Source organism: Parerythrobacter lacustris (genome assembly GCF_024626475.1).
GTDB classification, from domain to species: Bacteria; Pseudomonadota; Alphaproteobacteria; order Sphingomonadales; family Sphingomonadaceae; genus Parerythrobacter_A; species Parerythrobacter_A lacustris.
Map to the genome: position 1 here is coordinate 56,391 of NZ_JANKHH010000006.1, position 24,205 is coordinate 80,595.

26 protein-coding genes are annotated in these 24,205 nt (G+C 64.3%); 7 read left to right on the forward strand and 19 right to left on the reverse strand.

The features are described 5' to 3' along the window. The first annotated feature begins 40 nt into the window (after positions 1 to 40). On the forward strand, positions 41 to 598 hold the full coding sequence (locus NSO95_RS11405; RefSeq protein WP_257596386.1) for a hypothetical protein: 558 nt from the start codon (positions 41 to 43) through the stop codon (positions 596 to 598). A 136-nt stretch (positions 599 to 734) separates the two neighbouring features. After that, the gene (locus NSO95_RS11410) at positions 735 to 2,180 is read left to right on the forward strand and encodes a DEAD/DEAH box helicase (protein WP_257596387.1); all 1,446 of its coding nucleotides are present in this window, start codon (positions 735 to 737) and stop codon (positions 2,178 to 2,180) included. Positions 2,181 to 2,622: 442 nt separating this feature from the next. On the opposite strand, the gene NSO95_RS11415 is transcribed toward NSO95_RS11410, so the two are convergent. From NSO95_RS11415 to NSO95_RS11425, 3 genes are all read right to left on the reverse strand, one after another. Then, positions 2,623 to 3,693, reverse strand: a complete 1,071-nt coding sequence (locus NSO95_RS11415) for a hypothetical protein (RefSeq protein ID WP_257596388.1) — start codon at positions 3,691 to 3,693, stop codon at positions 2,623 to 2,625. Positions 3,694 to 4,107: 414 nt separating this feature from the next. Beyond that, complete coding sequence (locus NSO95_RS11420) at positions 4,108 to 4,671, reverse strand: hypothetical protein (protein WP_257596389.1); 564 nt, start codon at positions 4,669 to 4,671, stop codon at positions 4,108 to 4,110. Then, on the reverse strand, positions 4,671 to 6,977 hold the full coding sequence (locus NSO95_RS11425) for an ATP-dependent helicase (protein WP_257596390.1): 2,307 nt from the start codon (positions 6,975 to 6,977) through the stop codon (positions 4,671 to 4,673). Before NSO95_RS11425 ends, NSO95_RS11420 begins: the two co-directional genes overlap by 1 nt. Positions 6,978 to 7,216: 239 nt before the next feature. On the opposite strand from NSO95_RS11425, the gene NSO95_RS11430 reads away from it, so the two are divergent. Then, positions 7,217 to 7,651 carry a hypothetical protein gene (locus NSO95_RS11430; protein ID WP_257596391.1) on the forward strand — a complete coding sequence of 145 codons (435 nt, stop codon included), beginning with the start codon at positions 7,217 to 7,219 and terminating at the stop codon, positions 7,649 to 7,651. Positions 7,652 to 7,722: 71 nt separating this feature from the next. Further along, a complete protein-coding gene (locus NSO95_RS11435) occupies positions 7,723 to 8,025 on the forward strand; it encodes a hypothetical protein (protein ID WP_257596392.1) in 303 nt (100 codons plus the stop codon). Here the strand turns inward: NSO95_RS11435 and rsmD are convergent. The 3 genes from rsmD to NSO95_RS11450 all read right to left on the reverse strand — a co-directional run bounded on the left by rsmD (position 8,022) and on the right by NSO95_RS11450 (position 10,597). Continuing rightward, entirely contained in the window at positions 8,022 to 8,567 is a 546-nt protein-coding gene (gene rsmD, locus NSO95_RS11440) for a 16S rRNA (guanine(966)-N(2))-methyltransferase RsmD (RefSeq protein ID WP_257596393.1), read from the reverse strand. The two genes, NSO95_RS11435 and rsmD, sit on opposite strands and share 4 nt — an antisense overlap. Beyond that, a complete protein-coding gene (locus NSO95_RS11445) occupies positions 8,564 to 9,334 on the reverse strand; it encodes a pseudouridine synthase (RefSeq protein ID WP_257596394.1) in 771 nt (256 codons plus the stop codon). The genes rsmD and NSO95_RS11445 overlap by 4 nt, the downstream gene beginning before the upstream one ends. A gap of 102 nt (positions 9,335 to 9,436) precedes the next feature. Further along, positions 9,437 to 10,597 (reverse strand): aromatic ring-hydroxylating oxygenase subunit alpha, encoded by a 1,161-nt coding sequence (locus NSO95_RS11450; RefSeq protein ID WP_257596395.1) that lies wholly within the window; start codon positions 10,595 to 10,597, stop codon positions 9,437 to 9,439. A gap of 72 nt (positions 10,598 to 10,669) precedes the next feature. Between NSO95_RS11450 and NSO95_RS11455 the strand changes: the two genes are divergently transcribed. Continuing rightward, positions 10,670 to 12,439 carry an AmpG family muropeptide MFS transporter gene (locus NSO95_RS11455; protein WP_257596396.1) on the forward strand — a complete coding sequence of 590 codons (1,770 nt, stop codon included), beginning with the start codon at positions 10,670 to 10,672 and terminating at the stop codon, positions 12,437 to 12,439. A gap of 117 nt (positions 12,440 to 12,556) precedes the next feature. Here NSO95_RS11455 and NSO95_RS11460 read toward each other — a convergent pair whose 3' ends face one another. The 6 genes from NSO95_RS11460 to trpB all read right to left on the reverse strand — a co-directional run bounded on the left by NSO95_RS11460 (position 12,557) and on the right by trpB (position 17,873). Continuing rightward, a complete protein-coding gene (locus NSO95_RS11460) occupies positions 12,557 to 13,840 on the reverse strand; it encodes a bifunctional folylpolyglutamate synthase/dihydrofolate synthase (protein WP_257596399.1) in 1,284 nt (427 codons plus the stop codon). A 137-nt stretch (positions 13,841 to 13,977) separates the two neighbouring features. Continuing rightward, on the reverse strand, positions 13,978 to 14,829 hold the full coding sequence (accD, locus tag NSO95_RS11465) for an acetyl-CoA carboxylase, carboxyltransferase subunit beta (protein WP_257596400.1): 852 nt from the start codon (positions 14,827 to 14,829) through the stop codon (positions 13,978 to 13,980). 178 nt (positions 14,830 to 15,007) lie between these two features. Further along, positions 15,008 to 15,790 (reverse strand): tryptophan synthase subunit alpha, encoded by a 783-nt coding sequence (gene trpA / locus NSO95_RS11470; protein ID WP_257596401.1) that lies wholly within the window; start codon positions 15,788 to 15,790, stop codon positions 15,008 to 15,010. Continuing rightward, on the reverse strand, positions 15,783 to 16,022 hold the full coding sequence (locus NSO95_RS11475; protein ID WP_257596402.1) for a hypothetical protein: 240 nt from the start codon (positions 16,020 to 16,022) through the stop codon (positions 15,783 to 15,785). The genes trpA and NSO95_RS11475 overlap by 8 nt, the downstream gene beginning before the upstream one ends. Positions 16,023 to 16,179: 157 nt before the next feature. After that, on the reverse strand, positions 16,180 to 16,644 hold the full coding sequence (locus tag NSO95_RS11480) for a hypothetical protein (protein WP_257596403.1): 465 nt from the start codon (positions 16,642 to 16,644) through the stop codon (positions 16,180 to 16,182). A 17-nt stretch (positions 16,645 to 16,661) separates the two neighbouring features. Continuing rightward, positions 16,662 to 17,873: a tryptophan synthase subunit beta gene (gene trpB / locus NSO95_RS11485; RefSeq protein ID WP_257596404.1), complete on the reverse strand. Its 1,212-nt coding sequence runs from the start codon at positions 17,871 to 17,873 to the stop codon at positions 16,662 to 16,664. A gap of 331 nt (positions 17,874 to 18,204) precedes the next feature. Here trpB and NSO95_RS11490 point away from each other — a divergent pair, with 331 nt between their 5' ends. Beyond that, entirely contained in the window at positions 18,205 to 18,669 is a 465-nt protein-coding gene (locus tag NSO95_RS11490; protein WP_257596405.1) for a hypothetical protein, read from the forward strand. A gap of 247 nt (positions 18,670 to 18,916) precedes the next feature. Here NSO95_RS11490 and NSO95_RS11495 read toward each other — a convergent pair whose 3' ends face one another. Next, positions 18,917 to 19,549 (reverse strand): phosphoribosylanthranilate isomerase, encoded by a 633-nt coding sequence (locus NSO95_RS11495; protein WP_257596406.1) that lies wholly within the window; start codon positions 19,547 to 19,549, stop codon positions 18,917 to 18,919. A gap of 112 nt (positions 19,550 to 19,661) precedes the next feature. Between NSO95_RS11495 and NSO95_RS11500 the strand changes: the two genes are divergently transcribed. Then, positions 19,662 to 20,096, forward strand: coding sequence for a hypothetical protein (locus tag NSO95_RS11500; protein ID WP_257596407.1), 435 nt, complete (start codon positions 19,662 to 19,664; stop codon positions 20,094 to 20,096). Here the strand turns inward: NSO95_RS11500 and NSO95_RS11505 are convergent, their stop codons facing one another. Genes NSO95_RS11505 through purB form a run of 6 tightly spaced genes read right to left on the reverse strand, consistent with a single transcriptional unit; the run spans position 20,097 to position 24,073 of the window. Then, positions 20,097 to 20,975: an SIMPL domain-containing protein gene (locus tag NSO95_RS11505; protein WP_257596408.1), complete on the reverse strand. Its 879-nt coding sequence runs from the start codon at positions 20,973 to 20,975 to the stop codon at positions 20,097 to 20,099. A 4-nt stretch (positions 20,976 to 20,979) separates the two neighbouring features. Continuing rightward, entirely contained in the window at positions 20,980 to 21,354 is a 375-nt protein-coding gene (locus tag NSO95_RS11510; RefSeq protein WP_257596409.1) for a bleomycin resistance protein, read from the reverse strand. Then, positions 21,351 to 21,695 carry a VOC family protein gene (locus NSO95_RS11515; protein WP_257596410.1) on the reverse strand — a complete coding sequence of 115 codons (345 nt, stop codon included), beginning with the start codon at positions 21,693 to 21,695 and terminating at the stop codon, positions 21,351 to 21,353. Before NSO95_RS11515 ends, NSO95_RS11510 begins: the two co-directional genes overlap by 4 nt. Before the next feature lies 1 nt (position 21,696). Further along, entirely contained in the window at positions 21,697 to 22,371 is a 675-nt protein-coding gene (pyrF, locus tag NSO95_RS11520; RefSeq protein ID WP_257596411.1) for an orotidine-5'-phosphate decarboxylase, read from the reverse strand. Further along, complete coding sequence (locus NSO95_RS11525; protein ID WP_257596413.1) at positions 22,368 to 22,703, reverse strand: LapA family protein; 336 nt, start codon at positions 22,701 to 22,703, stop codon at positions 22,368 to 22,370. Before NSO95_RS11525 ends, pyrF begins: the two co-directional genes overlap by 4 nt. 50 nt (positions 22,704 to 22,753) lie before the next feature. Then, positions 22,754 to 24,073 (reverse strand): adenylosuccinate lyase, encoded by a 1,320-nt coding sequence (purB, locus tag NSO95_RS11530; protein WP_257596414.1) that lies wholly within the window; start codon positions 24,071 to 24,073, stop codon positions 22,754 to 22,756. Between the last annotated feature and the right edge of the window lie 132 nt (positions 24,074 to 24,205).

Genomic DNA, 24,205 nt, shown 5'->3' on the forward strand with positions numbered 1-24,205 from the left:
GGCTTCCCGCATGGCTGAGGGAGTACCGAGCAGAGCTGCAATGCCCCATTTTCCTGCCTTCATCCTTCCGCTCGCGCTGCTGCTTCCGCAGCCGCTCGGCGATGTGCCGGAAAGCGAAGGTACGGTGGCCGCACTTACGCCCGATGCCGCTCCGAAAGTGGAAAGTCCCGTGCAGGGGCTGATTCAGTTCGAGGCGCAAAATGTGCCCTCGGTGCAATATCAGGTCCGGGTCGAGCAGCGGGTGATCATCCGCATTTCTCCGCAGCGTCCCGCTCGCAACCAGCTGACCGCGACCCTGCCGCGCGGCGAGATCCCGCGCAATATGGTCGAACGCAAGATCGGCAAATGCCTGCCGGTCAGCGGGATCGCCGGGGTGATGCCGACCAAGGACAACCGGTTGATGCTGTTCATGCGCGACCAGCGGATTATCGCGGCGAATCTCGAGAAGGCCTGCTCCGCGCGAGACTATTACTCGGGCTTCTATGTCGAGCCGAGCAAGGATGGAAACATCTGCATCGAGCGCGACAAGCTGCAGTCGCGCACCGGCGCGAAGTGCGAGCTGCGCCGCATCCGCCAGCTGATCGCGGTCGATACCTGAGCAATCCGCGCCGCACCCACGGCGTTTTCTTGACTTTTCCCGTTTTCCCGCGCAAAGGCGCGGCGTTGGCGGCGCGGTATTGCTGCGTCGCACAATCGGCCCTCGTGGCCCCCTATCCGGACAAATCTGTATTTCTATGACCTTCGCCGATCTCGGCCTTTCCCCTGAATTGCTCAAAGCCGTGGAGGACGCGGGCTACACCGTGCCCACCGCAATTCAGGCAGAAGCAATTCCACCGGTGCTGATGATGAAGGACATCATCGGCATCGCCCAGACCGGCACCGGTAAAACCGCGAGCTTCGTGCTGCCCATGATCGACATCATGGCCGCCGGCCGCCGCCGCGCGCTGATGCCGCGTTCGCTGATCCTCGAACCGACCCGCGAGCTTGCCGCGCAGGTGGCGGAAAACTTCGAGAAATACGGCAAAAACCACGATCTCAAGATGGCGCTGCTGATCGGCGGGGTGCAGATGGGCGATCAGCTCAAGGCCCTGTCCGACGGCGTGGATGTGCTGATCGCCACCCCCGGCCGACTGATGGACCTGTTCGAGCGCGGCAAGATCCTTCTCAACGGCTGCGAACTGCTGGTGATCGACGAGGCGGACCGGATGCTCGACATGGGCTTCATCCCCGATATCGAGTTCATCTGTTCGAAGCTGCCCGAGACCCGCCAGACGATGCTGTTTTCGGCCACCATGCCGCCGCCGATCGAAAAGCTGGCGAAGAAATTTCTCAACAATCCCAAGCGGATCGAAGTCAGCCGCGCGGCCAGCACCAATGCCGATATCACCGCGTTCAAGGTGCTGGTCGAAACCCGCCAGAAGCGCGAGACACTGCGCTGGCTGCTGCGCAACGACCTGGTCGAAACCGCGATCATCTTCGCCAATCGCAAGACCACGGTGCGCGAGATCAACAAGAGCCTGCAGAGCCACGGTTTTCGTTCGAGCGAGATCCACGGCGACATGGACCAGTCGAGCCGGATCAAGGAACTCGACCGGTTCAAGGCGGGTGAGGTCACGATCCTCGTCGCCTCCGACGTTGCCGCGCGCGGGCTCGACATCAAGGGCGTCAGCCACGTGTTCAACTTCGATACCCCGTGGCACCCCGATGACTATGTCCACCGCATCGGTCGCACCGGCCGCGCCGGGGCCAAGGGGCGCGCGTTCACTTTCGTCGCGAAGGAAGATGCCGAAGCTATCGCCAATGTCGAAAAGCTGACCGGCGCGGCGATCGATGTGTTCGGCAAGAAGGACGTCCGGGTCGAACTCAAGCCTGCGCCCGAGGCTGAAGCGGAGGTGGAAGAAAAGCCGAAGCGTTCGCGTGCCAGGCGCGACGACGATGTTCGCGAGGAGCGTCCGACGAAAACGCAGCCAGATGACGATATCCGCGAGGCGCGTCCCGCAAGGCCGCGCCGCGACGATACCGCGCGCGAAGATCGTGCAGCAAAGCCCCGGCGTGAAGCGGCAGCAAAGCCCGAGCGTCAGGAGCGCCCGCGCGGCCGGCGGGACGAGGACGATGCACCGGTCCCCGCAGGCGAATGGAACGGCCCGAAGCCGGACTTCCTCGGTGTGGGTTTCAGCTGACGCGATTTGCGCTGCATCTGTAGGTGAAAGGCGACAGGTGTCGCCTTGTTGGATTTTCCAAACACCTGATTTCGCATATTTATTGGCGATTCTTCAAGGCGACACTTTGCGCGGTGGCCCCCGCCCGTGCTGCGAAAGGCGACACGAAGGCGACACCAAAGCCCTACAGCGCGCGCTGCGGGGCGCGGGCCATTCCGGGTTGGTGTGTCTCCGTCAGCAAGGTGACGGCGCAGCAGGTCTCACGAGGTCAAAGAGCGATGCGGATGGTAGCGGGGGAGGGGCGTGTAGGAAAATCGTTTCTTCGTCTACCCTGCATGCCGGTTGGCTCATCTTCCGATTCCCCGAAGGCCCTATCGTCAGCGGCCGTCGCCTTGGTGGGGCCAACCGCGGTTCGCGCCCGCGCGGGGATATTGAGCGGCGGACCGGTCTGCTCTTCCTGCAATCAGCTTGCCCCGTTTGCTCGCGTGGTCGGCGAGGGCGAGCAATCGAGCCCGCCGGCAACCGCCTTGGTCAGCGGGAGGGAGCGAAACTTCTCCGCCACTTCGGCAGCAGGGCGCCGCGTGCCGTCCAGCACGAATTCGAGATTGGCACACACTTCGGACGACACATCCGCCCCGTTCGCGTGAAAACCATAGCCGCGCAGCGCCAGATCGAGATACTGCGACGCCAGATTGTCGTCGCCCTTGAATGCAAGCAGACGGGCCAAGCGCAACTGGATGACGCGGAAATAGGAGGTTTCGTCCTGCCGCCGAATCCAGTCGAGCGATGCCCGGCGATGGCCCCATGCGCCCTCCAGGTCACCGGCGACTTCCGCAGCGCCGCCGCAGGTGTCTTCTAGGTCGGCGCGGAGAAACGCATAGTTGGATTCGTACCGACCGGTGCGGAGCGCCAGACCGGTCACGAACGCGGGCTCAAGATTGTCCGAGACGAACACGGTCGGCCGGCCGACTGCTGCGAACCCGCGCGGTGTTGCCGCTTGCGGGTTCGCCTCGAACCAAGCAATCTGGCGATTGCAAAGCGCGATCGCTTCAGGAACATGCCCGGCATCTTTCAGGGCGACCATGGCGACATTGGTCCAGTTCGCGATCAACATGGTCTGACTGAATTCGCCTTCGAACAGCTCTCCGACGAAATTGTCCTGCACCTCGCGCCAATCGGGGCGACCGGCTTTCCGCAACGCGGTGATGTAGGTGGTCATTACGGTGCCGTAATAGTCGACCGGCAGGTTCGCCGTGCCGACCGCCTGCAAATCGCCGCGCCCATAGGCCTCGTCGAGGAGGGCAATCCCGGCAGCGGTATCGCCCTTGCGCATCAGGATCACGGCGCGATCGTAAGCGACCATACCCTTGACGCCGGGCCGGTCGTCCGGGAGCGTATCGACAAGCTGCTGCAAATCCGTGTTGAAGCGAAGCGCGAGTTCATAGTCACCGGCAGCAAACGCTGCGTTCTGGTTTTCGACCTGCGCATTGAACGCTGTCACATCGGTTTTGCCGTCATCGAGCAGCGGGGCCATCGCAGATGAAGGTGGCGAAAGCCCGATTGCGAGCAGCGCTGACAACGCTAGCGAAAGACGAACAAGCATGCTGGATTCCCCGACAGGTTTGACGTCGGCTGAGACGTCCGGCGGCCTTAATGGCGAATGAACCTTTGCGACCAGACACTTGATTTTCAGTAACTATTGAGCCGGGTGGAGGCCGCCGCACACAATCGCGCAAGGGGAGGGGAGCCTCCCGCCGGTCAGTTGCGCGAATGCCTGACCGCCGCTGCCGCGCTATTCCCGCCAACCGTCGCCCCGGCCCCCGAGCCGGGGTCCCGCTTCTCTTTGCGGTAATGCGCAACCGCCGCCGTTGGTACGGAAGAGAGCGGGACCCCGGATCAAGCCCGGGGTGACGAGCGTTTTCGGTAAGTATTCGAGGCAGGGAACCCGCTAGCCTATGATCTTGAGTTCGCTTGAATCATGCTGCTCAATCACAGCGTGCGTTGTGGGTGCCTCGTCGACCCCGTGCTCTTGGGTCCAAGCAACCAAAACTGTCACTTTCCCATTGTCAAGGTTCACCCATTGATCGATCCAAACGCCGCGCTGAGCTTGCGAATGGCGTGGCCCTATTGTTTCGACAATTCGTCCAACTTCGATGGCTCGGCTTCGTGGAGCAGGGCGCTTCAGCCAGCGGTAGGGAAACAGATAGTTTTCCAGCTCAGTCTCTGACCTCGCAATATGCTCAAGGATCTCGAACGATGCGGGGGCTTGAGTTCCTCTCTCGTTCTCGTCGACAAGGTACAGCGATGACGACGCCTTCAGCCAGGACGCGCCTTCCATACCCTCGGTTGCTGCGAGGAGATTTTCGAGCAATGCTCTCATTGTCGGGGAACCTGCGACGCTCTCGTCGACGTCGGCGCTGAACTTGGCATGCATCAAGAAGGAGACGAGATGCGAGAACTCGGTCAAGTCGAGCTTCAGCGTTAGACTGTGCTTGTCGCTCTCGATTTCCATCACCCCGCCACTGTAACAAAGCTGTCGATCACCCGCTTCAACCCCGCCTGCTCGAAGTCGATCTCCAGCTTGTTGCCTTCCTGGTCGGTCACCACGCCGTAGCCGAACTTGTCGTGGAAGACGCGCGCGCCCACGGCGATGTCGGCGCGGGGTTTGGCGGCGAAGCTGGCGGCGCTGCGGCGGGGTTCCTGGACGCGGGCGGGTTTCGTTTCATAGCCCGAGCTGAGCGCGCGTTGCCAGCCGGGGCCTCTTGCACCCGAACGGTCGGGCCGGTCGCGGGCGACATGGGCGAAGGGGTCCTCGTTCTCGCTCCAGTTGGCCTGCCACAGGCTGCGCCCGCCGGCCAGCGTGGTTTCCGCGTCAACATGCTCTGCGGGAAGTTCCTCGATGAAGCGGCTGGGGATGCTGCTGGTCCACTGGCCGTAAATGCGGCGGTTGGCGGCGTGGAGGATGGTGCAGTGGCGCCTGGCGCGGGTGATCGCGACGTAAGCCAGCCGCCGTTCTTCCTCGAGGCTGGCGAGCCCGCCTTCGTCGAGCGCACGCTGGCTGGGGAACACGCCTTCCTCCCATCCGGGCAGGAAGACATTGTCGAACTCCAGCCCCTTGGCCGCGTGCATGGTCATGATGGTGATCTTCTCGTCGTCGGGCGAGGCATCGTTGTCCATCACCAGCGCGACATGTTCGAGGAAGTCGCCCAGCGTCTCATATTCCTCCATCGCGCGGGCGAGTTCGCTGAGGTTTTCGATCCGCCCCTTGGCTTCGGCGGTCTTCTCCGCCTCCAGCATGGCGTTGTAGCCGGTGTCGTCGAGCACGCTGCGCAGCAGTTCGGCGGGGCTGAGCGCGTCTGCCATCTCGCGCCACTTGAGGAAATCGCGCAGCAGCGCGGCGATGGTGTTCGCCGCGCGCGCGGGCAGTTCATCGCTGTCCGCCAGTTGCAGCGAGGCGGCGGCGAGCGGCAGGCCGACGCGGCGCGCGTGGTGGTGCATCTTTTCCAGCGTCTTCGCGCCGAGCCCGCGCTTGGGCTGGTTGTAAATCCGTTCGAAGGCGAGATCGTCCTGCGGTTGCGCGATCACCCGCAGATAGGCGAGCGCATCGCGGATTTCGGCGCGCTCGTAGAAGCGGAAGCCGCCGACGATGCGGTAATTGATCCCGATCTGGATGAAGCGGTCCTCGAACTCGCGCGTCTGGTATTGTGCACGCACGAGGATCGCGACCTGGTTGAGGTCGGCGCCCTGGCCCTCCAGCCGCTCGATCGCCTCGCCCACGCGGCGCGCTTCCTCGGGCCCATCCCACACGCCGATGATCTTGACCTTCTCGCCGCCGTTTGCCTCGGTCCACAGCGTCTTGTCGTGGCGGGTGGTGTTCTCGCGGATCAGCCCGCTGGCCGCGCCGAGGATATGCGGGGTGGAGCGGTAGTTCTGTTCCAGCTTGATCACCGCCGCGCCGGGAAAATCCTTCTCGAACCGCAGGATATTGGCGACTTCTGCCCCGCGCCAGGAATAGATCGACTGGTCATCGTCCCCCACGACGCAGATATTCTTGCGGTCCTGCGCCAGCAGCCGCAGCCACAGATACTGGACCGCGTTGGTGTCCTGATACTCGTCGACCAGGATATATTTGAAGCGGCGCTGGTACTGCTCCAGAATCTCGCGGTTCTGGCGGAAGATGTTGAGCATGTGCAGCATCAGGTCGCCAAAGTCGCAGGCGTTGAGGCTCTTCAGCCGCTCCTGATACAGCGTGTAGAACTGCTGCCCGCGCCCGTTGCCATAGGCCTCGCTGTCGACCGCGCTGAGGTCGGCCGGATTGAGGCCGCGGTTCTTCCATCCGTCGATCAGCCCGGCAAGTTGCCGTGCGGGCCAGCGCTTTTCGTCGAGATCGTTCTGGGTGATCAGCTGCTTGAGCAGCCGCAGCTGGTCGTCGGTGTCGATGATCGTGTAGTTCGATTCCAGCCCGACCAGCTCGGCATGGCGGCGGAGCATCTTGGCGCAGACCGAATGGAAGGTGCCGAGCCACGGCATCCCTTCGACCGCATCGCCGATATGCTGTCCGACCCGGTGGCGCATCTCGCGCGCGGCCTTGTTGGTGAAGGTGACGCAGAGGATCTCGCTCGGCCAGGCGAGCCGCATGGCAACCAGATGAGCCAGCCGTGCGGTGAGTGCGGCGGTCTTGCCGGTGCCTGCGCCTGCCAGCATCAGCACCGGACCTTCGGTGGTCAGCACCGCCTGCTGCTGCGGTGGATTGAGCCGCGCGGCATAGGCGGGCACGCGCTCGGGCGCGGATTCGGTGCGGGCGGGGGTATCGGTCATGGTGTGTGCGAACAGGTAGGGAACGCCGCGCGGTCACGCAACAGGCATCGCTCGCGCCGCGACTCGTCGCGTTTTGCGCACGGGTTTCGCCGAGGTGGCGCAGCGAAGCGCCGGTTGCCATCGGCCTGCGGACCCGAGTCAGGCTGGAGCTGGTTAGTCACACAAGCCCTGCGGGTGGCAATTGGCAGCAGGGCACGGGTCGCGTTCGTCGCGCATGGTCTAACCAGAAGGAAGATACCATGCGTAATTATTCGATGCTCGTTTCGGCTGCGATGGCAGCCTCGTTCACCGTTCCCGCCACAGCACAGGATGCGCCTGCGCAGGATATGATGGAAGAACCGGTGCCGCAGCCGCCTGCGCAGGTCACGCCCGAGCAGCAGGCCATGCTCGACGGCTGGCCGGTAGAGCAGCGCGCGCAGTACGATGCGTGGCCGCCGGTTACCCAGAGCTATTACTGGTCGCTTTCGCCGAACCGGCAGAACCTGTTCTGGCGCATCACCGATACCGACAAGGTCCGCGTGTCGCAGATGACGCCCGATGAGCAGGCGGCGGCATGGGAATCGGTCGAACGCGCGGTGGCCGCGCAGCAGGCCGCTCCGCCACCGCCTGCCGAGCCCGCGCCTCAGCCTGAAGAGGTGCCGACCGGCGAACCCGAAACCCCGATGCAGCGCTGACGCACCGCCGGAACGGATTGACGGGGTTGCGGATTGCACGGATACCGAAGGTCATAACTGGGAGATCGACCATGACCCGTTTACTCGCTGCAACCGCAACCCTCGCCGCGCTCACAAGCTTCGTTGTGCCGGCCGCTGCACAGACGGCCACGACCTCGCAAGGTTTCACCGTGGTTGAAACCAATGCCAGGGGCCAGGCGACCAAGGTCAGCAAGGATGGCAGGACCTACGCCGTGTGCATGAGCGATGCGCAGGACAGCTGCATCAACCCGCGCGAAGCCGGGCTCAAGTTCGGTAACAACCCGCTCAGCTACTGGCCGGGCAAGCCCGCGAGCGAAATCGATGGGCCGATTCCCGCCACGCCTCCGCGCTAGGCGGCGAGTCGCATCAGGGTGAGCTTGGCCTTGCCCACCTTGCGCTCGGTTTCGATCATCAGGCCGTCGACGGCGACGGACTCGTCGTGTGCCGTTTCCAACGAGATCCACGCCGCCTCACCGATCCAGCCGAGGCGCAGCAGCTTGTCCAGCGCGACCTGTCCGGCCCCGGTGCCGTAGGGCGGATCGAGCAGCAGAAGGTCGAGCGGCCCGCGCGCCGGACCGAGTGCGAGCACCGACCCGGTGCGAACATCGCTTCGCGCGCGAGCTTGCAGCGTCTCGACATTTGCGCGGATCGCCTTGAGCGCGGCGTCGTCCTGCTCGACGAACAGGCAATGCGCCGCACCGCGCGAGAGGGCCTCGAGACCCAACGCGCCCGATCCTGCGAACAGGTCCGCGACGCGCAAACCCTCGAAAGATCCGAGCCGGCTGACGAGCATGGAGAACAGCGTTTCGCGCGTACGGTCGGCAGTGGGGCGGGTCGCATCGCCCTTCGGCGTCACGAGCCTGCGCCCGCGCCATTCGCCGGCAATGATTCTCATTTCTTTTTCAGGCCCGAGCGGAAGCGCTCGAGGTCCTGCTTGCGGATCTCGACCGCCTGGCCGCGTGGCAGGTCGGCCAGATCGAACGGGCCGTAGCTCGTCCGCATCAGCCGGTTCACCTCTAGCCCGAAATGTTCGAGCACGCGGCGCACTTCGCGGTTCTTGCCCTCGGTGATGGTCATTTCGATCCACTGGTTGCGACCGGTTCGGCGCTCCATATTGGCATCGATCCGGCCGTATCGCATCCCGTCGATCTCGATCCCTTCGATCAGGCTCTCGAGCTGGTCCTGCGTGATCTCGCCGAAGGCGCGGGCGCGGTAGGTGCGCGGGATGCCGCTCGATGGCAGTTCCATCTGGCGCTTCAGCTCGCCGTCATTGGTCAGCAGCAGCAGGCCTTCGGTGTTGTAGTCGAGCCGCCCGATCGGCATCACCCGCCCGGCATCCTTGGGCAGGGTATTGCGCAAAGCGGTGTAGATTGTCGCTCGGCCCGCCGGGTCCTTCTCGGCAGTGATCAGCCCGCTCGGCTTGTGGAATGCGAACAGCCGGGTCCGGTCCGCCTTGGCGACCGGCGTGCCGTCGACCGTCACCCCGCGCAGGTGCGGCAGGATGGTGGCGGGGGTTTCGAGCACCTTGCCATCGATCGCGACCCGCCCGTCGGCGATCATCCGCTCGACCTCACGCCGGCTGGCAACGCCTGCGCGCGCGAGCAGCTTGGCGATGCGTTCGCCTTCGGGGCGGTCGCCTGCGAGAGGATCGTATTTGGGCATGGGTGCGCCCCTACACACATCGTCATCCCAGTGAAAGCTGGGATCGCTTCCAGGCAGCTAACCGCCAGAGGCCAACGATCCCAGCTTTCGCTGGGATGACGGCTAATTGACCGCCCGCATCGCTTCCTCGACCGTTTCGTGAAACCGGTGGATCCCGCCCTCCAGCGTGCCCAGCGTAATCTCCGGCACGGCGCCGGTCGAGAGCCCCTGCTGGCCGAGCTCCGCCGCGCGGAAATCTTCGCTCGCGAACACACCGCCGTCGAGCAGCGCCCAGCTACGCTCCCAGTGATCACGCGCCTTGTCTGTGGCCGGGGCTTCGGGGATGAGCATGAAGTCTTCCACCAGCGTGCGACATTCGCTCTGCGGCATCAGCACCATGATGTTGAGATAGTCCGGGCTGGGGATGACGATCGTCGCGGGCAGCAGCTGGTAGGCGAAGGTAACCACCCGGCGCAGCGCCGCCATATCGGTCAGGTCGACGCTCTCCATCTCTTCCAGCCGCCCGACTGCGCTGCGCTGGTGCGGGCCGACCATGTCGCCCGAGGTCGCCCCGTCCTTGAAGAACGGCCCGATGGTTTTCGCGTGGAGCCGCGTCACGTGATAGCTTTCGAGGAAGGCATCCATGATCAGCTTCCAGTTGCCCGCCACCTCGTGCGTCTTGCGGCGGAACAGCACGTGATCGGCGGTGCCGAAGGCTGCGAAATCTTCGCCCAGCGTCAGCGCATCGGAGAAATCCGCTCCTTCCACCGGCGAAAACCAGATCATCCCGCCCGCCTCGCAGCTCGGCAGTTCGATCAGAGGCATGTTTGCCTTGTCGAGGCCGGGGAAAGTCTCGGGGCGGGGCAGGGCGAGCAGCCGCCCGTCCACCGAATAGGTCCATGCGTGATAGGGGCAGACAAGCCGCTTCGCCTTGCACACCTCGTTACCCTCGACCAGGCGTGTCCCGCGATGACGGCAGACGTTGAGGAAGATATGCGCCTTGCCCTCGCCGTCGCGGGTGATCAGCAGCGGGCGGCCGGTCCCGTCATGCGGCACCGCCATGCCGGGCTCGGGCAACAGGGCGGACGGCGCGATCACCTGCGGTAGCCGGTCGAACAGCGCGGCCTTCTCGCGCTGCCAGTGCGCCGGATCGGTGTAGACAGAGGCAGGCACTTTGCGAATTCCCTCCGCCGCGCGCGCTTCGCCGCGTGCGAGCGCCTCGGCCAGCGCGAGCTGACCGGCGGTCGGCGCTAATCTGGGGACATGCGTATCGACGGTGTTCATCGAGCCGTTCCTATTTCCTCTTCCCGCGCTTATTGTCGCAGAAATCGGGGCGAACGGGAAGGACGCTAGGGAATGGCCGAAGCTGCGGCAGCGAAGAAGAAATCGGCCTGGCGCACGCTCGGCCTCGCCCTGAGCAACCGCAAGAGCGGCTTCATGCTGCTGTTCGGCTTTGCGCAGGGGTTGCCGCCTGCGCTGTTCCTCGGCACGCTCTACGCTTGGCTGAGCGAGGCCGAGGTGGATCTGGAAACCATGGGTGTGTTCAGCCTCGTCGGGCTGGCCTATTCGTTCCAGTTCCTGTGGTCTCCGCTGCTCGACAAGGTCGACATTCCGGGGCTGAGCAAGCTCGGCAAGCGCAAGCAGTGGATCGCGCCGATGCAGCTGATCATCGGCATCGCGCTGGTGGTGATGGCCGGGCTCGACCCGAAGAACGCTCTCGGCTGGTTCAGCCTGCTCGCCGCCATCGGGGCCTTCGCCAGCGCGACGCAGGATATCGGCATCAACGCCTGGCGGATCGACGTGGCAGACGATGTGGCGACGATCGATATCCTCTCCACCATCACCCAGATGGGTTTCCGGCTCGCCTCGCTCGTCGGCGGGGCTTTTGGCCTTATCATGGCGGCAAGATACGGCTGGCCGTTCATGTATGTGCTGTTCGGCGGGTTCATGCTGGCGATCGGCATCGCGGCGCTGTTCGCCCCCGATGCCCGCGTGTCCGAGGATCGCGTCGCCAATGCCGCCGCCAATCATGACGAAGTGGCCGAACTCTACAATCAGGGCGAGGTGGCCGAATGGGTGCGCAATCGCGCGCTGCTCGCCGTCGGCGTGCTATGGGCCCTGGCCATCGGCACGGTGGTGGTGTTCATGGTCTGGTCGATGACGGCGGCCCCCGAAAACCGCCCCGACGTGACCGCCTTCACCACCACATTCGGCCCGCTGATCGTGCTCGCGACCATCGTGCTGCCCGCCTTCATCGCCGCATGGGTGGTAAAGCAGCAGCGTGAAGGGGTGAACGTGATCGCTGCAGCGCCGGGTGTCGGGGCGGGGCATGCGGTGAAATTCACCGACCATCTCTACCGCGCGCTGGTGCTGCCGCTGGTCGAGTTCGTCTCGCGCATGGGCTGGTCGCTGGTGCTCATCCTCGCGCTGGTGCTGACATATCGCATCACCGATTCGGTATGGGGCGTGTTCGCTTATCCGTTCTATCTCGGCGAGCTGGGCTACACCGGGGAAGAAGTGGCCTTCGCCTCCAAGATCCTCGGGATTTTCGCCATCCTCATCGGTCTGGCGCTCGGCGGCTGGCTGATCACCCTGTTCGGGCGGATGTTCATGCTGACGCTCGGCGCGGTCATCGCGGCGGCGACCAACCTGCTCTATGCCAACCTCGCGGTGGGCGGGGCGGCGATGCAGGCGGGCAGCGACGCGATCGGTTTTACCTGGCTGGTGAACACGACGGCCAACTGGCTGGAGCCGCTGTTCTTCGTCGCCGCGCCGCCGTCCGAAGGGTTGGCACGGCTGTCGTTCACCATCTTCTGGGAAAACCTCGCGATCGGCATCGCCGGGGCGGCCTATATCGCCTGGCTCTCCAGTATCGTGGCGAAGAAATACGCCGCGGTGCAGTTTGCGCTGCTCGCCTCGCTGACTCTGCTGATCGGGACGCTGGGGCGCGGCGCATTGGGCCAGATGATCGAGACGCGCGGGTACTATTACGTCTTCATCTTCACCGCGCTGATCGGTGTGGTGGCGGTGGTGCTGTGCGTGATGGAATGGGTCCGTGAAGCCCGCGCCGGTCGAGACAGCGGCGTGGTCGCGCCCGATCCGGCGATTGCTGCGCCGGCGGAGTAGGTTGTTCGTCCTCCCGTCATTGCGAGGAGCCGCAGGCGACGCGGCAATCCAGCTTCCGACGCCTGGATGATGGAGCAGCGAAGGATTGCCGCCCGGCTGCGCCGCTGGCAATGACGGTTAGTCCGCCACCTCGCCGTTGAGGCGCAGCACCTCGCCTGCGAGGTAGAGCGATCCGGCGATCAGCACCGGTAGGCCGTCATCGGGCAAGGCGGCGAGGGCAGTGGGGACATCCTGGGCCGCGATGGCACCGACGCCGAATGCCGCAGCCGAGTGGCAATCGTGCGTCGGCACCGGGACGGCCGTCACGCTGGCGAGACTCGCCTGCATGGGTTCCAGCAGCGCCTTCGGGTCTTTGCCTTTGATCATGCCGATAACCAGGTGGGCCCGCTGCCCCGCGAAATGGCGCGCCAATGCCTCGCCTGCTGAGCGGTTGTGCCCGCCGTCGAGCCAAACTTCGCGTGTGCCGGTGAGCGCACCCTCGCTGAGGCGCTGGAGCCGTGCAGGCCAATTCGCCTTCGCCAGCCCCTCGCGGATCGCTGCCTCGCCGGGATCGAATCCCGCCACTTGCAGCATCGCGATGGCCAGTGCGGCATTGCCCATCTGGTGCGCGCCAGGCAGCGCGGGTGCAGGCAAACCGCGATGGTTTCCCCTTTCGGAGATGAAATCGAACCCGCCTGAACGTTCCTCGACATGCCAGGCGTCGAACCACTTGGCCTCGGCCTTGTAGGCGCATTCGGAGATCACTGCCTCGATCGCGGGTCGGTATTCGAGCGTCGCGAAGGGCACACCGCGCTTGAGGATACCCGCCTTCTCGAAGGCGATGCGCTCAAACGGATCGCTCGGCACGCCGTCTTCCGGCGCCAGCAAAAATCGCTCGTGGTCGATCCCCAGCGCGGCGATGCCGCAGGCGGCGAGCACTTCCGGCCCGAGCACATTGGTCGCGTCGAACCGCCCGCCGAGGCCGACTTCGACCACGCAGGCATCGGCGGGCGTGCGGCTGAAGGCGAGGAAGGCGGCGGCGATGGTCACTTCGAAGAAGCTGGGGTTGAGCCCGTCGGCTGCGTCGAGCACCTCCTCCAGCAATTCCGCCAGCGGGCCATCCTCGATCAGCTTTCCGGCCAGCCTGATGCGCTCGTTGTAGCGCACCAGATGCGGGCTGGTGGTCATGTGGACCCGCTTGCCGCCCGCCTCGAGCATCGCGCGCAGGAAGGCGCAGGTCGAACCCTTGCCGTTGGTCCCCGCGACATGGAACACAGGAGGCAGGCGGTTGTGTGGATCGCCCAGCCGCGCGAGCAAGGCCCGGATCGTCTCCAGCCCGAGCCGACCCTGCGGCAGGCTCAGCGCGGCGAGCCGGTCAAGCTGCGCCTGCACGCGCGGGTCGGTTGAGGTGGCGAAATCCATCGTTCAAGTCCTCCCCGACATGTCGGGGAGGGGGACCATCCGCAGGATGGTGGAGGGGTTTGCTTGCCGAAGAGAATAACCCCTCCACCAGCTTCGCTGGTTCCCCTCCCCAAGAGACTTGGGGAGGATTTTGAGGATCACGCGGCCGCCTTCGCGGGGGCCAGGTAACCCAGCAGCCCCGCCAGCGTCTCGCGCAGAGCGTGCCGGTGCACCACCATATCGACCATGCCGTGTTTGTGCAGATATTCGGCGCGCTGGAAGCCTTCGGGCAGTTTCTCGCGGATCGTGTCCTGGATCACCCGCTGGCCGGCAAAGCCGATCAGCGCGCCCGGCTCGGCGATGTGGATATCGCCCAGCATGGCATAGCTCGCGGTGACGCCGCCGGTAGTCGGGTCGGTCAGCAGCACGATATAGGGCAGCCCCGCTTCGCGCAGGCGGCGGGTCATCACGGTCGCCTTGGGCATCTGCATCAGGCTGAGAATGCCTTCCTGCATCCGCGCACCGCCCGCAGCGGTCACCACGATATAGGCGCAATGGCGCTTCAGCGCTCGCTCGGCCCCCTGGCAGAAGGCGGTTCCCACCGCCATGCCCATCGAACCGCCCATGAAGCCGAAATCCTGCACGCCCACGACCGCCGGATGCCCTTCGATTTCGCCCGATCCGACGGTGAAGGCGTCGGCGTAGGGGTTCTTTGCGCGCGCTTCCTTCAGCCGGTCGGTGTATTTCTTGGTGTCCTTGAACTTGAGCGGATCTTCCTCGACCTTGGGCTGGGCAAGCACCTCGTAGCCCATGTCGAGCAACTGCCGCAGCCGCTCGTCAGCGCCGATCCGTTCGTGATGGTCGCAGCGCGGGCAGACTTGCTGGTTGTCCTCGAACTCCTTGGCGAAGACCATTTCCTGGCACGACTTGCACTTGACCCACAGATTGTCGGGCGTCTCGCGCTTGTTGCCGAAGGGGAGCGAATTGCGGACTCGGGTTAGCCAGTTCATGGCTGGGCCTATAGGCCGGTTTCCTGAACGTTGCGAGTTTTTGGTTCACACGAAGACACGAAGAGGTCGTTTTGCGCCGCAGGCTTTGCGCCCTATCCGGCCTCCCGCGGAACGGAGGGTATGTTGGCGAAGGTCTTCGCCGAAGCCGCAACATCTTCGTGTCTTCGTGTGAACCAATCTACCGCGCCGCGCGAACCGCCGCAGCGAGCGAAGCCGTGAAGTCGCGCAGCTTCGCCGGAGCCTCCGCGCCGTACTCCCCCACCAGCTCGACCAGCGCACTGCCGACGACCACGCCGTCCGCCACCCTGGCAATCGCCTCGGCCTGCTCGGGCGTGCGGACGCCGAAGCCGACCGCAACGGGCAGGTCGGTCGCCGCCTTCAATCGCGCCACCGCATCCTCGATGCTCGCCTGCGCCGCCTGCTGCTTGCCGGTGATCCCGGCGACCGAAACGTAATAGAGGAACCCTTGCGATCCCTCGAGCACTTGCGGCAGCCGCGCGGCGTCGGTGGTCGGGGTGGCGAGGCGGATCGGCGCGATCCCGGCGGCGCGCAATTGCGGGCCGAGCGCGTCGTCTTCCTCGGGCGGAATATCGACGCAGATCACCCCGTCGACCCCGGCTCTGGCGCAGGCATCCGCGAACCACTCCGGCCCGCGCCGCACCATCGGATTGGCATAGCCCATCAGCACCAAGGGTACCTCGGGATGGCGCTGGCGGAAGGCGGCGGCGATGGCGAAGACATCGGCCGTGGTCGTCCCCTTGCCGAGAGAACGCAAATTCGCTTCCTGGATCGCAGGCCCATCGGCCATCGGATCGGTAAACGGCATCCCCAGCTCGATCACATCCGCGCCGCCCGCAACCAGCGCGTCGAGATTGGCCGCAGTGTCGCCATCGCCTGCGGTAATGAAGCAGACGAGCGCGGGATGGGGTTTGCTGAAGGCGGAGGAGAGGCGGTTAGTCATCCGAATCCAAGGGCATTTTGTCGACCGTCCAGCTGTAAACGATAAAGAGGTAGAACCCGTAGACAATTACTGGAAAGAAGGGCTTCAGATGCCGTCTCCGCCCATCGTCCGGAATCTCCCAATAGTCAGGCCCGGCGTCGACATAGAACCAGATCATCGCAGCGAAACCTGCGATGGCCGCGAAGATCGCGAGGCCTTTGCGAATTCGCCAGCTAACATGTCCGTCAGTCAAGCGGCTGGTTCCGGGAATGCAATTACAGCCACGTCACCCCGGACCTGATCCGGGGTCCCGCTGCCTTCAGCGCCGCGTCCAAGAGAAGCGGGATCCCGGGTCAAGCCCGGGATGACGCGAGCGGGGTGGGGTTGGGCGAAGGCGGAGGAGAGGCGTGTCATCTGAGGAAGTTGCGAACTCTTTTTAGAACCAGGGTGATTGGCGAAAACGCGATTACCGCAGCCATTGCCGCATTTACGAGATCAACGCTGCGCTCCCGACGGGTCTCACTGAGGTCGACACTTCCGCACTCACCATAGGTGAATTTTGTGCAAGGACCAAAGTCCCGCAGATTCGGTTCGATGGACCACTCCGTGAAAATTCTGAGCAATAACCAAGAAAGAGTCAGCCCCATCAGTAATGCAAAGGATATATGAAGAGAGCGCCTTGCGAGCGATTGGCTAAAAAACTCAGAAAATGAACTCGCTCCGAAATCGAATGTAATTCCCGACCAAGCTAACGACGCTATCGAGAGCGAAATTGCAATATTTCCTGGCAGCACTGGCGCACTCAGGCCAACCACCCATCCGAGGAGCCAACTGCAGGCAAGAACCGAAATGGCAAACAGGAAACTGCCAAACATCCTCTCAAGTGAGATTCTCACATCTCCACCCCGAGCTTCTCCGCCACGGTGAAGATGTCCTTGTCCCCCCGCCCGCACAGATTGGCGAGGATGATCGTGTCGTCTGGCATTTCCTTTGCCACTTTGGTCACCGCAGCGATGGCGTGGCTCGGCTCCAGCGCAGGAATGATGCCCTCGGTGCGGCACAGCAGCTGGAAGGCGTCGAGCGCCTCGTCGTCCGTCACGGCGGTGTATTCCACCCGGCCCATGTCTTTCAGCCAGGCGTGTTCCGGCCCGATGCCGGGATAATCGAGGCCCGCGCTGATCGAGTGGCCTTCGGTGATCTGGCCGTCCTCGTCCTGCAGCAGATAGGTCTTGTTGCCGTGGAGCACGCCGGGGAAGCCGCCGAGCAGGCTGGCCGCGTGCTGGTCCCCGTCGAGGCCGTAGCCTGCCGCCTCGACCCCGAGCATCTTCACGTCCGGATCGTCGAGGAAGGGGTGGAACAGGCCGAGCGCGTTGGAGCCGCCGCCGATTGCCGCCACCAGCAGGTCGGGCAGGCGGCCGGTGCGGCTTAACATCTGCGCGCGGGCCTCCTTGCCGATCACGCTCTGGAAATCGCGCACCAGCTCAGGGTAGGGATGCGGGCCGGCGGCGGTGCCGATGATGTAGAAGGTGTCGTGGACGTTCGCGACCCAGTCGCGCAGCCCTTCGTTCATCGCGTCCTTGAGCGTCGCCGCGCCGCTCGTCACCGGCACCACTTCGGCACCCAACAGCTTCATGCGGAACACATTGGGTGCCTGCCGCGCCACGTCGGTCGCGCCCATATAGATCACGCAGGGCAGGCCGAAGCGCGCGCAGACGGTGGCGGTGGCGACGCCGTGCTGGCCCGCGCCGGTCTCGGCGATGATGCGGGTCTTGCCCATCCGCATCGCGAGCAGGATCTGCCCGATGCAATTGTTGATCTTATGCGCGCCGGTGTGGTTGAGCTCGTCGCGCTTGAACCACACCTGCGCCCCGCCGAGTGCCTCGGTCAGCCGTTCGGCGAAGTACAGCGGGCTGGGGCGGCCGACGTAATGTTCCAGCAGATCATCGAACTGTGCCTGGAATGCCGGGTCCGCCTGCGCCACGCGATATTCGCGCTCGAGATCGAGCACCAGCGGCATCAGCGTCTCGGCGACATAGCGCCCGCCATAGTCGCCGAAATGCCCACGTTCGTCAGGCATGTTGCGAAAGGAATTGGGTGAGTTCATCGCTCGCGCGATTGGCAGAGGCCCGCGATGTTGTCCAGCGGGCTGGAAACGCGCTTCGTCGCCATGTGGCGATATTGCGCGCGCCGGATCGCTCGTTCGTCGACCTGACGTTTATCGCGGCACTGAATCGAACCATCAGCCGCGTGCTCCGGCAAGAACCGCGGGGCGCATCCAGTCTTTCTGCCACATTAACATGATGTTGCAGAAATGCGACATATTCGGAAAGTTGGACTATTTACAAATCTGTCAGTTGAAGTTCAGGATTTCTGGACGATGTAACGCATCGCGCCGCACATTCCCCTGTGTGGCCGACTTTTTGAAAGGATTACATATGCGCAAGATTGCAATCGCAGTTGCAGCTGCCGCCACCGCATTCGCGGCGCCGGCATTCGCTCAGGAAGCAGCCGGCGAAGGCCGCGTCGAAGTCCGTGGCGGTATCGCCTGGGCCAATGGCATCGAAGAAGCCACCGCAGGCGTTGCCGCCGGTTACGACTTCGACCTCGGCGAAGCCGCTTTCATCGGTGCCGAAGCTTCGGCGGACAAGCTGCTGACCGATGGCGCTGACGTCGTCTGGGGCGTCGGCGGCCGCGTCGGTGCCAAGGTCGGCACCCAGGGCAAGCTGTTCGCAGCCGGCGGCTACGCCTTCGGCGAAGGCGAAGATGTGCCTTACCTCGGCGGCGGATACGAGCACAAGCTCGGCGACGGCGGCGTGTATCTCAAGGCCGAATACCGCCACTTCTTCAGCGACTTCGTCGACGTGAACACCGCTGCGGTGGGCGTCGGCTTCAAGTTCTGATCGAAGCACGAACTCTCAGGAGGAGGGCGGTCCCGCGGGGCCGCCCTTTTTCTATGCGGCGCGGGCAGCCGCGCAAAAGGCGGAGATTCCATCCGCTTGCACTTTCCCTGTGTTTGTCATTCCCGCGAAGGCGGGAATCCATGGACGCAGGTCCGCCCTCGATCCCCGCCTTCGCGGGGATGACAAACAATGGAGGATATAGGAGGACCGATAAGGACCGTGTTTGCAGCGAACACGATCAACTTTCCTACGCGCTGTGGGCGGCCGCACAGAAGGCGGCGATTTTTGCCGCGTCCTTGACCCCCGGTGCGCGTTCGACGCCGGAGGACGTATCCACCAGCTTCGCGCCCGTGGCGGCGATTGCTGCGCCGACATTGTCCGCCGTCAAACCGCCCGCAAGGCCCCACGGAATCGTGTGGTCGAACTCTGCCAGCAAGCGCCAGTCGAACGCTTCGCCATTGCCGCCGGGAAGGGCTGCTGCCGGGGCATCGAACAGCAGACGATCCACCGCACCTTCGTAGCGGCGCGACTTCTCCAGCGTGGCGGCGTCCTTGACCCCCAGTGCTTTCCACACCTCGACCGGCATCTTGTCCCGCAGCAAAGCGGCCCATTCGGGCGTCTCGGAGCCGTGCAGCTGGACCACATCGGGCATTACCGCTTCGAGCATGCGCGACATGGCCTCGACTTCGGCATTGACCGACAGCAGTGCGACCTTGACCCGTCCGCGCGCCAGCGCGCGCAACCGGCCGGCGGTCGCCAGATCGACATGACGCGGGCTGGGCGGGAAATGCACCAGCCCGATATGTGTCGCCCCGGCAGCAATCGCCGCTTCGACGCTTTCCTCGGTCGAAAGTCCGCAAATCTTGATCTCTGCCTGCATGGTCGCGCGCTTAATCAATCGCTGACGGCACACAAAGCGAATTGTCGAATCGATGCAATCCGGTTTGTGCGGGATCGACTAGAAGGGGAGCTGGGGAAAAGGGGGAAAGACGATGATCGTTTCCATTCGCAATTTCGTGCTTGTGTTGCTCGCAGCGATGGTTGCCGCGTGCAATCCGATGGAACAGCTCGACAATGCCGATGCCGAAGTGGCCGAATTTCATCAGCAGATGGACAACCGCCAGTTCGATGCGATCTGGGAGGCCGGGAGCAAGGAATTCAAGGCCTCCGGGCCCAAGGCCGATGCGGTCGCGTTCCTCGGGCAGATCCGCGACCGGATGGGCGAACTCAAGTCGACCAGCCGCGAAGGGTTCAACCTCAACACCGACAACGGCGTGACCATGGTCAAGGTGACCCACAAGAGCGAATTCGCCAACGGTCCGGCGACAGAGACCTTCGACTTCGTGCGGGTGAACGAGGAGCTCCAGCTGTTCAACTACAACATCAACTGGGGCACCGATCAGGACGCGGCCGAACTCGCCGAGTAACTATCTCGGCGCGAGTTCGAACATCACTCCCACGCTGGCCCCGATCGTCAGGTCGCCTTTGAGCACCGGGCTGGGGGTGTAGACGTCGTAGGTTTCTGCCATGGCGAAGCCGTAGCTTTCGTCGTAGCCGGAGGACAGGCTCGAGGTCCGCCCCTCGTCGATCATTATGATGCGCTTGACCGTCATCCCTGCAGCGGCGGCGTAGAGCTCAGCGCGGCTGCGCGCGTCGGCAATGGCCTTGGTGCGCGCTTCGTTTTCGGCTTCGGTCGAGTCTTCCAGCCGGAAGCTCGGCCCGGCGACGTTGTTGGCACCCGCCGCGACCAGTGCGTCGATGGTGCCCCCGAAATCGTCGAGCTTGCGCTGGCGGATCGAGACCGCGTTGTTCGCCTGGTAACCGGTGATGCGCGGGGTTTTGGGTTTGCTCGGTGATCCTACAGCGGCCGCCGCATCGACCGCCGCCGCTACCGCTTCGGCTGCAGGATCGGCACCCTCTGCCGCTGCCGCAGTCGCATCCTTCCATCCTTGCGAGTAGGAATCGTAGGTTTCCACCTCGAACACCGGGCTGATCGAAATCTCGCTGGTGCGGATATCGCTCTCGGCAATCCCCTGCCGGCGCGCGGCGGCGACCAGCTTCTGCATCGTCGCGGCGTTTTCGCGCAGGGCCTGCTCCGCTGTCGGCGCGACAGTCGTAACCCCTGCCGTGAAGCTCGCGACATCGGGTTCGCGCGTCACGCTCGCCTTTCCGGTGATGGTCAGCACGGTGTTGCCTTCGTCGACCGGGTCGAGCGCGAGGATACCGAGGCCCTGGATGCCTTGCGCGGCAACCGGCGTGGAAAACGCGAGGGCGAGGCCGCAGGCGGCGAGGGCGATCATACGCATAGGCTCATTCTCCTTCATTCGGGTTCTGGATCAGCCGGATCAGGCTGCAATCGGGATCGATCAGATAGGCGATGGTCAGCCCGCTCGCCTCGCGCCGGGGTTCGCTCAGGCGCGGCCAGCCGGTTCGCGTATCGGGGATGCCAGCCGCGCGTGCGAGGGCATGGAACGCTGTCATATCGTCCAGTCGGAGGCAGGAGCCGAACGAGCTCGTCGCGGGATCGAGGTCGGGGTAGGGGAAGAATTCCAGCTCGAGCGTGCCGGCGTTCAGGATCATCCAGCCGCTATCGCGGAAGGTGGTTTCGAAGCCGAGCGCGCCATAGAACGCCTCGGTGATGTCGAAATCGCGCGACGGGAGATTGGGCGTCGCGCGGTCGGTCATCCTTCGAGCACATGCCACAGCACGCCCGCAGGATCGGAAAGAAAACCGACGCGAATGCCCCATGGTTGCATTGCAGGCGGTTTGAGCATGATCGAGGGGTACGTGGCGGACAGTCCATCGGTCCGCTTCCACCAATCATCGAGATCATCGACACGCAGCTGCGCCATCCAGTTGCTGGCCCAGTCTTCCACGTAGTGCGGCTGGATCAGGATTGTCGCGCCTTCATGATCCATGATCGCCACAGTATGGTCCTGGTGGACGACCGCGAAGCCCAGAGCGCGATAGAAGGCAACCGAAGTCACCATGTCCCTTGTCGGCACGAAAGGGCAGACCTTGCTCACGCTACAACGTGGCTTCGATATCGCGGGCGGCCTGGACCGGGTCGTCGGCGCGGCTGATCGGGCGGCCGATCACCAGCACGCTCGCCCCGTCGTCGCGCGCTTGCCGCGGGGTGACAACACGCTTCTGGTCTCCGGTGGCGCTGCCTGCGGGACGCAGGCCGGGGACGACGAAGAAGCCCTTCTTCCACTGCCTGTGCACCGCGCCGACTTCCTGGCCGGAACATACGATTCCGTCGAGGCCCGAAGCTTCCGCCAGTTCGGCCAGCCGCATCACCTGATCGTGCGCGCTGCCCGATACGCCGGTGCGCAGCAAATCGCGCTCGTCGAGGCTGGTGAGCATGGTCACCGCAACCACCTTGGTGCCCTCCGCCGCCGCCGCCTTGGCATCTTCCATCATCGCTCGCCCGCCGCTGGCGTGAACGGTGACGATCGCGGGTTCGAGCACATGGATCGCCTGCATCGCCCCGGCAACGGTGTTGGGTATGTCATGCAGTTTCAAATCGAGGAAGATCGGCAGGCCGACCTGCGCGATCTCGTGCACCCCGTGGCTGCCGTGTGCGCAAAAGAACTCGAGCCCGAGCTTGAGCCCGCCGACATGCGACTTGACCTTGGTGGCGAGGGCTTTCGCGGTATCGAGCGTGGGCAGGTCGAGCGCGAGATAGACAGGATTGCTCACTGCGGGGTCAGGTCCGATTTCGCCGGGTCGCCGGGGGCGGCCGGCGCAGACCCTCCCGGAGATTCACCGGTCCGCTGGGCCGAAACGCTGTTGGCCTTGAAGGCATTCTCGAGCGACTTGATCCGCCGCTCGAGCCGCCACTTGGTGCCGCGATGCAGCAGCCACATCGGGACGATCCCGATCAAAAAGGAAAGTATAACCAGCGCGGGAACCTTGGTTTCCAGCACCAGATTGTCCCAGATATGAACCTCCACCGGCTTCCAGTTCAGGAATGAGAAGCCCAACAGCGCCACCGCAAGCAGCACCCACAGGATCGTTCGGACAATCTGCATCGTGTCAGTCTCCGTTCGCGTACGATGCTAGTGGGGAAGTGGTGGCAGGTCTAGGCAGCTTCACCGAATACCCGCGCGAAGATCGTGTCGACATGCTTGAAATGGTATTCGAGATCGAACCTGTCTTCCAGCTCGTCGACCGGAAGCGCAGCCGTCACTTCGGGATCCGCCTTGAGCAGGTCGAGCAGCATCAGCGCACCGTCCGATTCCCACACCTTCATCGCGTTGCGCTGGACGAGGCGGTAGGCATCTTCGCGGCTGACCCCGGCTTGGGTCAGGGCCAGCAATACACGCTGCGAATGGATCAGGCCGCCCATGCGGTCCATGTTTTTCCGCATCCGCTCGGGATAGACCAGCAGCTTGTCGACCACGCCGGTCAGCCGCGCGAGCGCGAAATCGAGCGTGATGCAGGCATCCGGCCCGATGAACCGCTCGACCGAGCTGTGCGAGATATCCCGCTCGTGCCACAGCGCGACATTCTCCAGCGCGGGCAGGGCATAGGCGCGGATCATCCGGGCCTGCCCGGTGAGGTTCTCGGTCAGGATCGGGTTGCGCTTGTGCGGCATCGCCGAAGAGCCCTTCTGCCCGGGCGAGAAGTACTCCTCCGCCTCCAGCACTTCGGTCCGCTGCAAGTGGCGGATCTCGACCGCCAGCCGCTCGATACTGCCCGCGATCACTGCCAGAGTGGCGAAGAACATCGCGTGCCGGTCACGCGGGATCACCTGGGTGCTGACCGGCTCCACCGCCAGACCCATCTTCTCGGCGACATATTCTTCGACTGCCGGGTCGATGTTGGCGAAAGTGCCGACTGCGCCAGAGATGGCGCAGGTCGCGATCTCCTCGCGCGCGGCAGCCAGGCGCTTCTTGCAGCGGTCGAACTCGGCGTAGGCCTGTGCCAGCTTCAGCCCGAAGGTCACCGGTTCGGCATGGATGCCGTGGCTGCGGCCGATGGTGGGGGTATATTTGTGCTCTTCCGCCCGCCTGCGGATCGCCGCCAGCAACTGGTCGAGGTCTTCGAGCAGGATATCGGACGAGCGCGCCAGCTGTACCGCAAGCGTGGTGTCGAGCACATCGCTGCTGGTCATGCCCTGATGCATGAAGCGCGCCTGTTCGCCGACGTTGTCCGCCACCCAGGTGAGGAAGGCGATCACATCGTGCTTGGCGACCGCTTCGATCGCATCGATAGCGGGAACGTCGATCACGGGATCGGTCGCCCACCAGTCCCACAATGCCCTGGCGGCGCTTTCCGGAACCACCCCCAGCGCGCCCAGCTTCTCGGTGGCATGCGCTTCGACCTCGAACCAGATGCGATAGCGCGCCTCGGGCTCCCAGATGGCCGTCATTGCGGGGCGGGCGTAGCGGGGGACCATGTTCGACTCCGTGGGGTGGTTTGCGCGCCGCGCTAGGTCCCGTTGCAGCGGAATGCAAGGCGCGTAAAAAAGCCATCCGGTTGCGCATTCTTACAATCAAGGTTCGAACGGGCGGGCGATACTCGCCTGTTG

Coding starts and splice junctions, on each gene's coding strand:
- NSO95_RS11430 (WP_257596391.1), top strand. CDS start 7,217: ATGCGTAATTATTCGATGCTCGTTTCGGCTGCGATGGCAGCCTCGTTC.
- NSO95_RS11525 (WP_257596413.1), bottom strand. CDS start 22,703: ATGCAGATTGTCCGAACGATCCTGTGGGTGCTGCTTGCGGTGGCGCTG.
- NSO95_RS11460 (WP_257596399.1), bottom strand. CDS start 13,840: ATGGATTTCGCCACCTCAACCGACCCGCGCGTGCAGGCGCAGCTTGAC.
- purB (WP_257596414.1), bottom strand. CDS start 24,073: ATGGTCCCCCGCTACGCCCGCCCCGCAATGACGGCCATCTGGGAGCCC.
- NSO95_RS11445 (WP_257596394.1), bottom strand. CDS start 9,334: ATGCCCAAATACGATCCTCTCGCAGGCGACCGCCCCGAAGGCGAACGC.
- accD (WP_257596400.1), bottom strand. CDS start 14,829: ATGAACTGGCTAACCCGAGTCCGCAATTCGCTCCCCTTCGGCAACAAG.
- NSO95_RS11405 (WP_257596386.1), top strand. CDS start 41: ATGCCCCATTTTCCTGCCTTCATCCTTCCGCTCGCGCTGCTGCTTCCG.
- NSO95_RS11410 (WP_257596387.1), top strand. CDS start 735: ATGACCTTCGCCGATCTCGGCCTTTCCCCTGAATTGCTCAAAGCCGTG.
- NSO95_RS11415 (WP_257596388.1), bottom strand. CDS start 3,693: ATGGCCCCGCTGCTCGATGACGGCAAAACCGATGTGACAGCGTTCAAT.
- NSO95_RS11505 (WP_257596408.1), bottom strand. CDS start 20,975: ATGCGTATGATCGCCCTCGCCGCCTGCGGCCTCGCCCTCGCGTTTTCC.
- NSO95_RS11495 (WP_257596406.1), bottom strand. CDS start 19,549: ATGCAGGCAGAGATCAAGATTTGCGGACTTTCGACCGAGGAAAGCGTC.
- NSO95_RS11455 (WP_257596396.1), top strand. CDS start 10,670: ATGGCCGAAGCTGCGGCAGCGAAGAAGAAATCGGCCTGGCGCACGCTC.
- NSO95_RS11450 (WP_257596395.1), bottom strand. CDS start 10,597: ATGAACACCGTCGATACGCATGTCCCCAGATTAGCGCCGACCGCCGGT.
- NSO95_RS11500 (WP_257596407.1), top strand. CDS start 19,662: ATGATCGTTTCCATTCGCAATTTCGTGCTTGTGTTGCTCGCAGCGATG.
- NSO95_RS11480 (WP_257596403.1), bottom strand. CDS start 16,644: ATGTTTGGCAGTTTCCTGTTTGCCATTTCGGTTCTTGCCTGCAGTTGG.
- NSO95_RS11510 (WP_257596409.1), bottom strand. CDS start 21,354: ATGACCGACCGCGCGACGCCCAATCTCCCGTCGCGCGATTTCGACATC.
- NSO95_RS11435 (WP_257596392.1), top strand. CDS start 7,723: ATGACCCGTTTACTCGCTGCAACCGCAACCCTCGCCGCGCTCACAAGC.
- rsmD (WP_257596393.1), bottom strand. CDS start 8,567: ATGAGAATCATTGCCGGCGAATGGCGCGGGCGCAGGCTCGTGACGCCG.
- NSO95_RS11425 (WP_257596390.1), bottom strand. CDS start 6,977: ATGACCGATACCCCCGCCCGCACCGAATCCGCGCCCGAGCGCGTGCCC.
- trpB (WP_257596404.1), bottom strand. CDS start 17,873: ATGAACTCACCCAATTCCTTTCGCAACATGCCTGACGAACGTGGGCAT.
- trpA (WP_257596401.1), bottom strand. CDS start 15,790: ATGACTAACCGCCTCTCCTCCGCCTTCAGCAAACCCCATCCCGCGCTC.
- NSO95_RS11420 (WP_257596389.1), bottom strand. CDS start 4,671: ATGGAAATCGAGAGCGACAAGCACAGTCTAACGCTGAAGCTCGACTTG.
- NSO95_RS11490 (WP_257596405.1), top strand. CDS start 18,205: ATGCGCAAGATTGCAATCGCAGTTGCAGCTGCCGCCACCGCATTCGCG.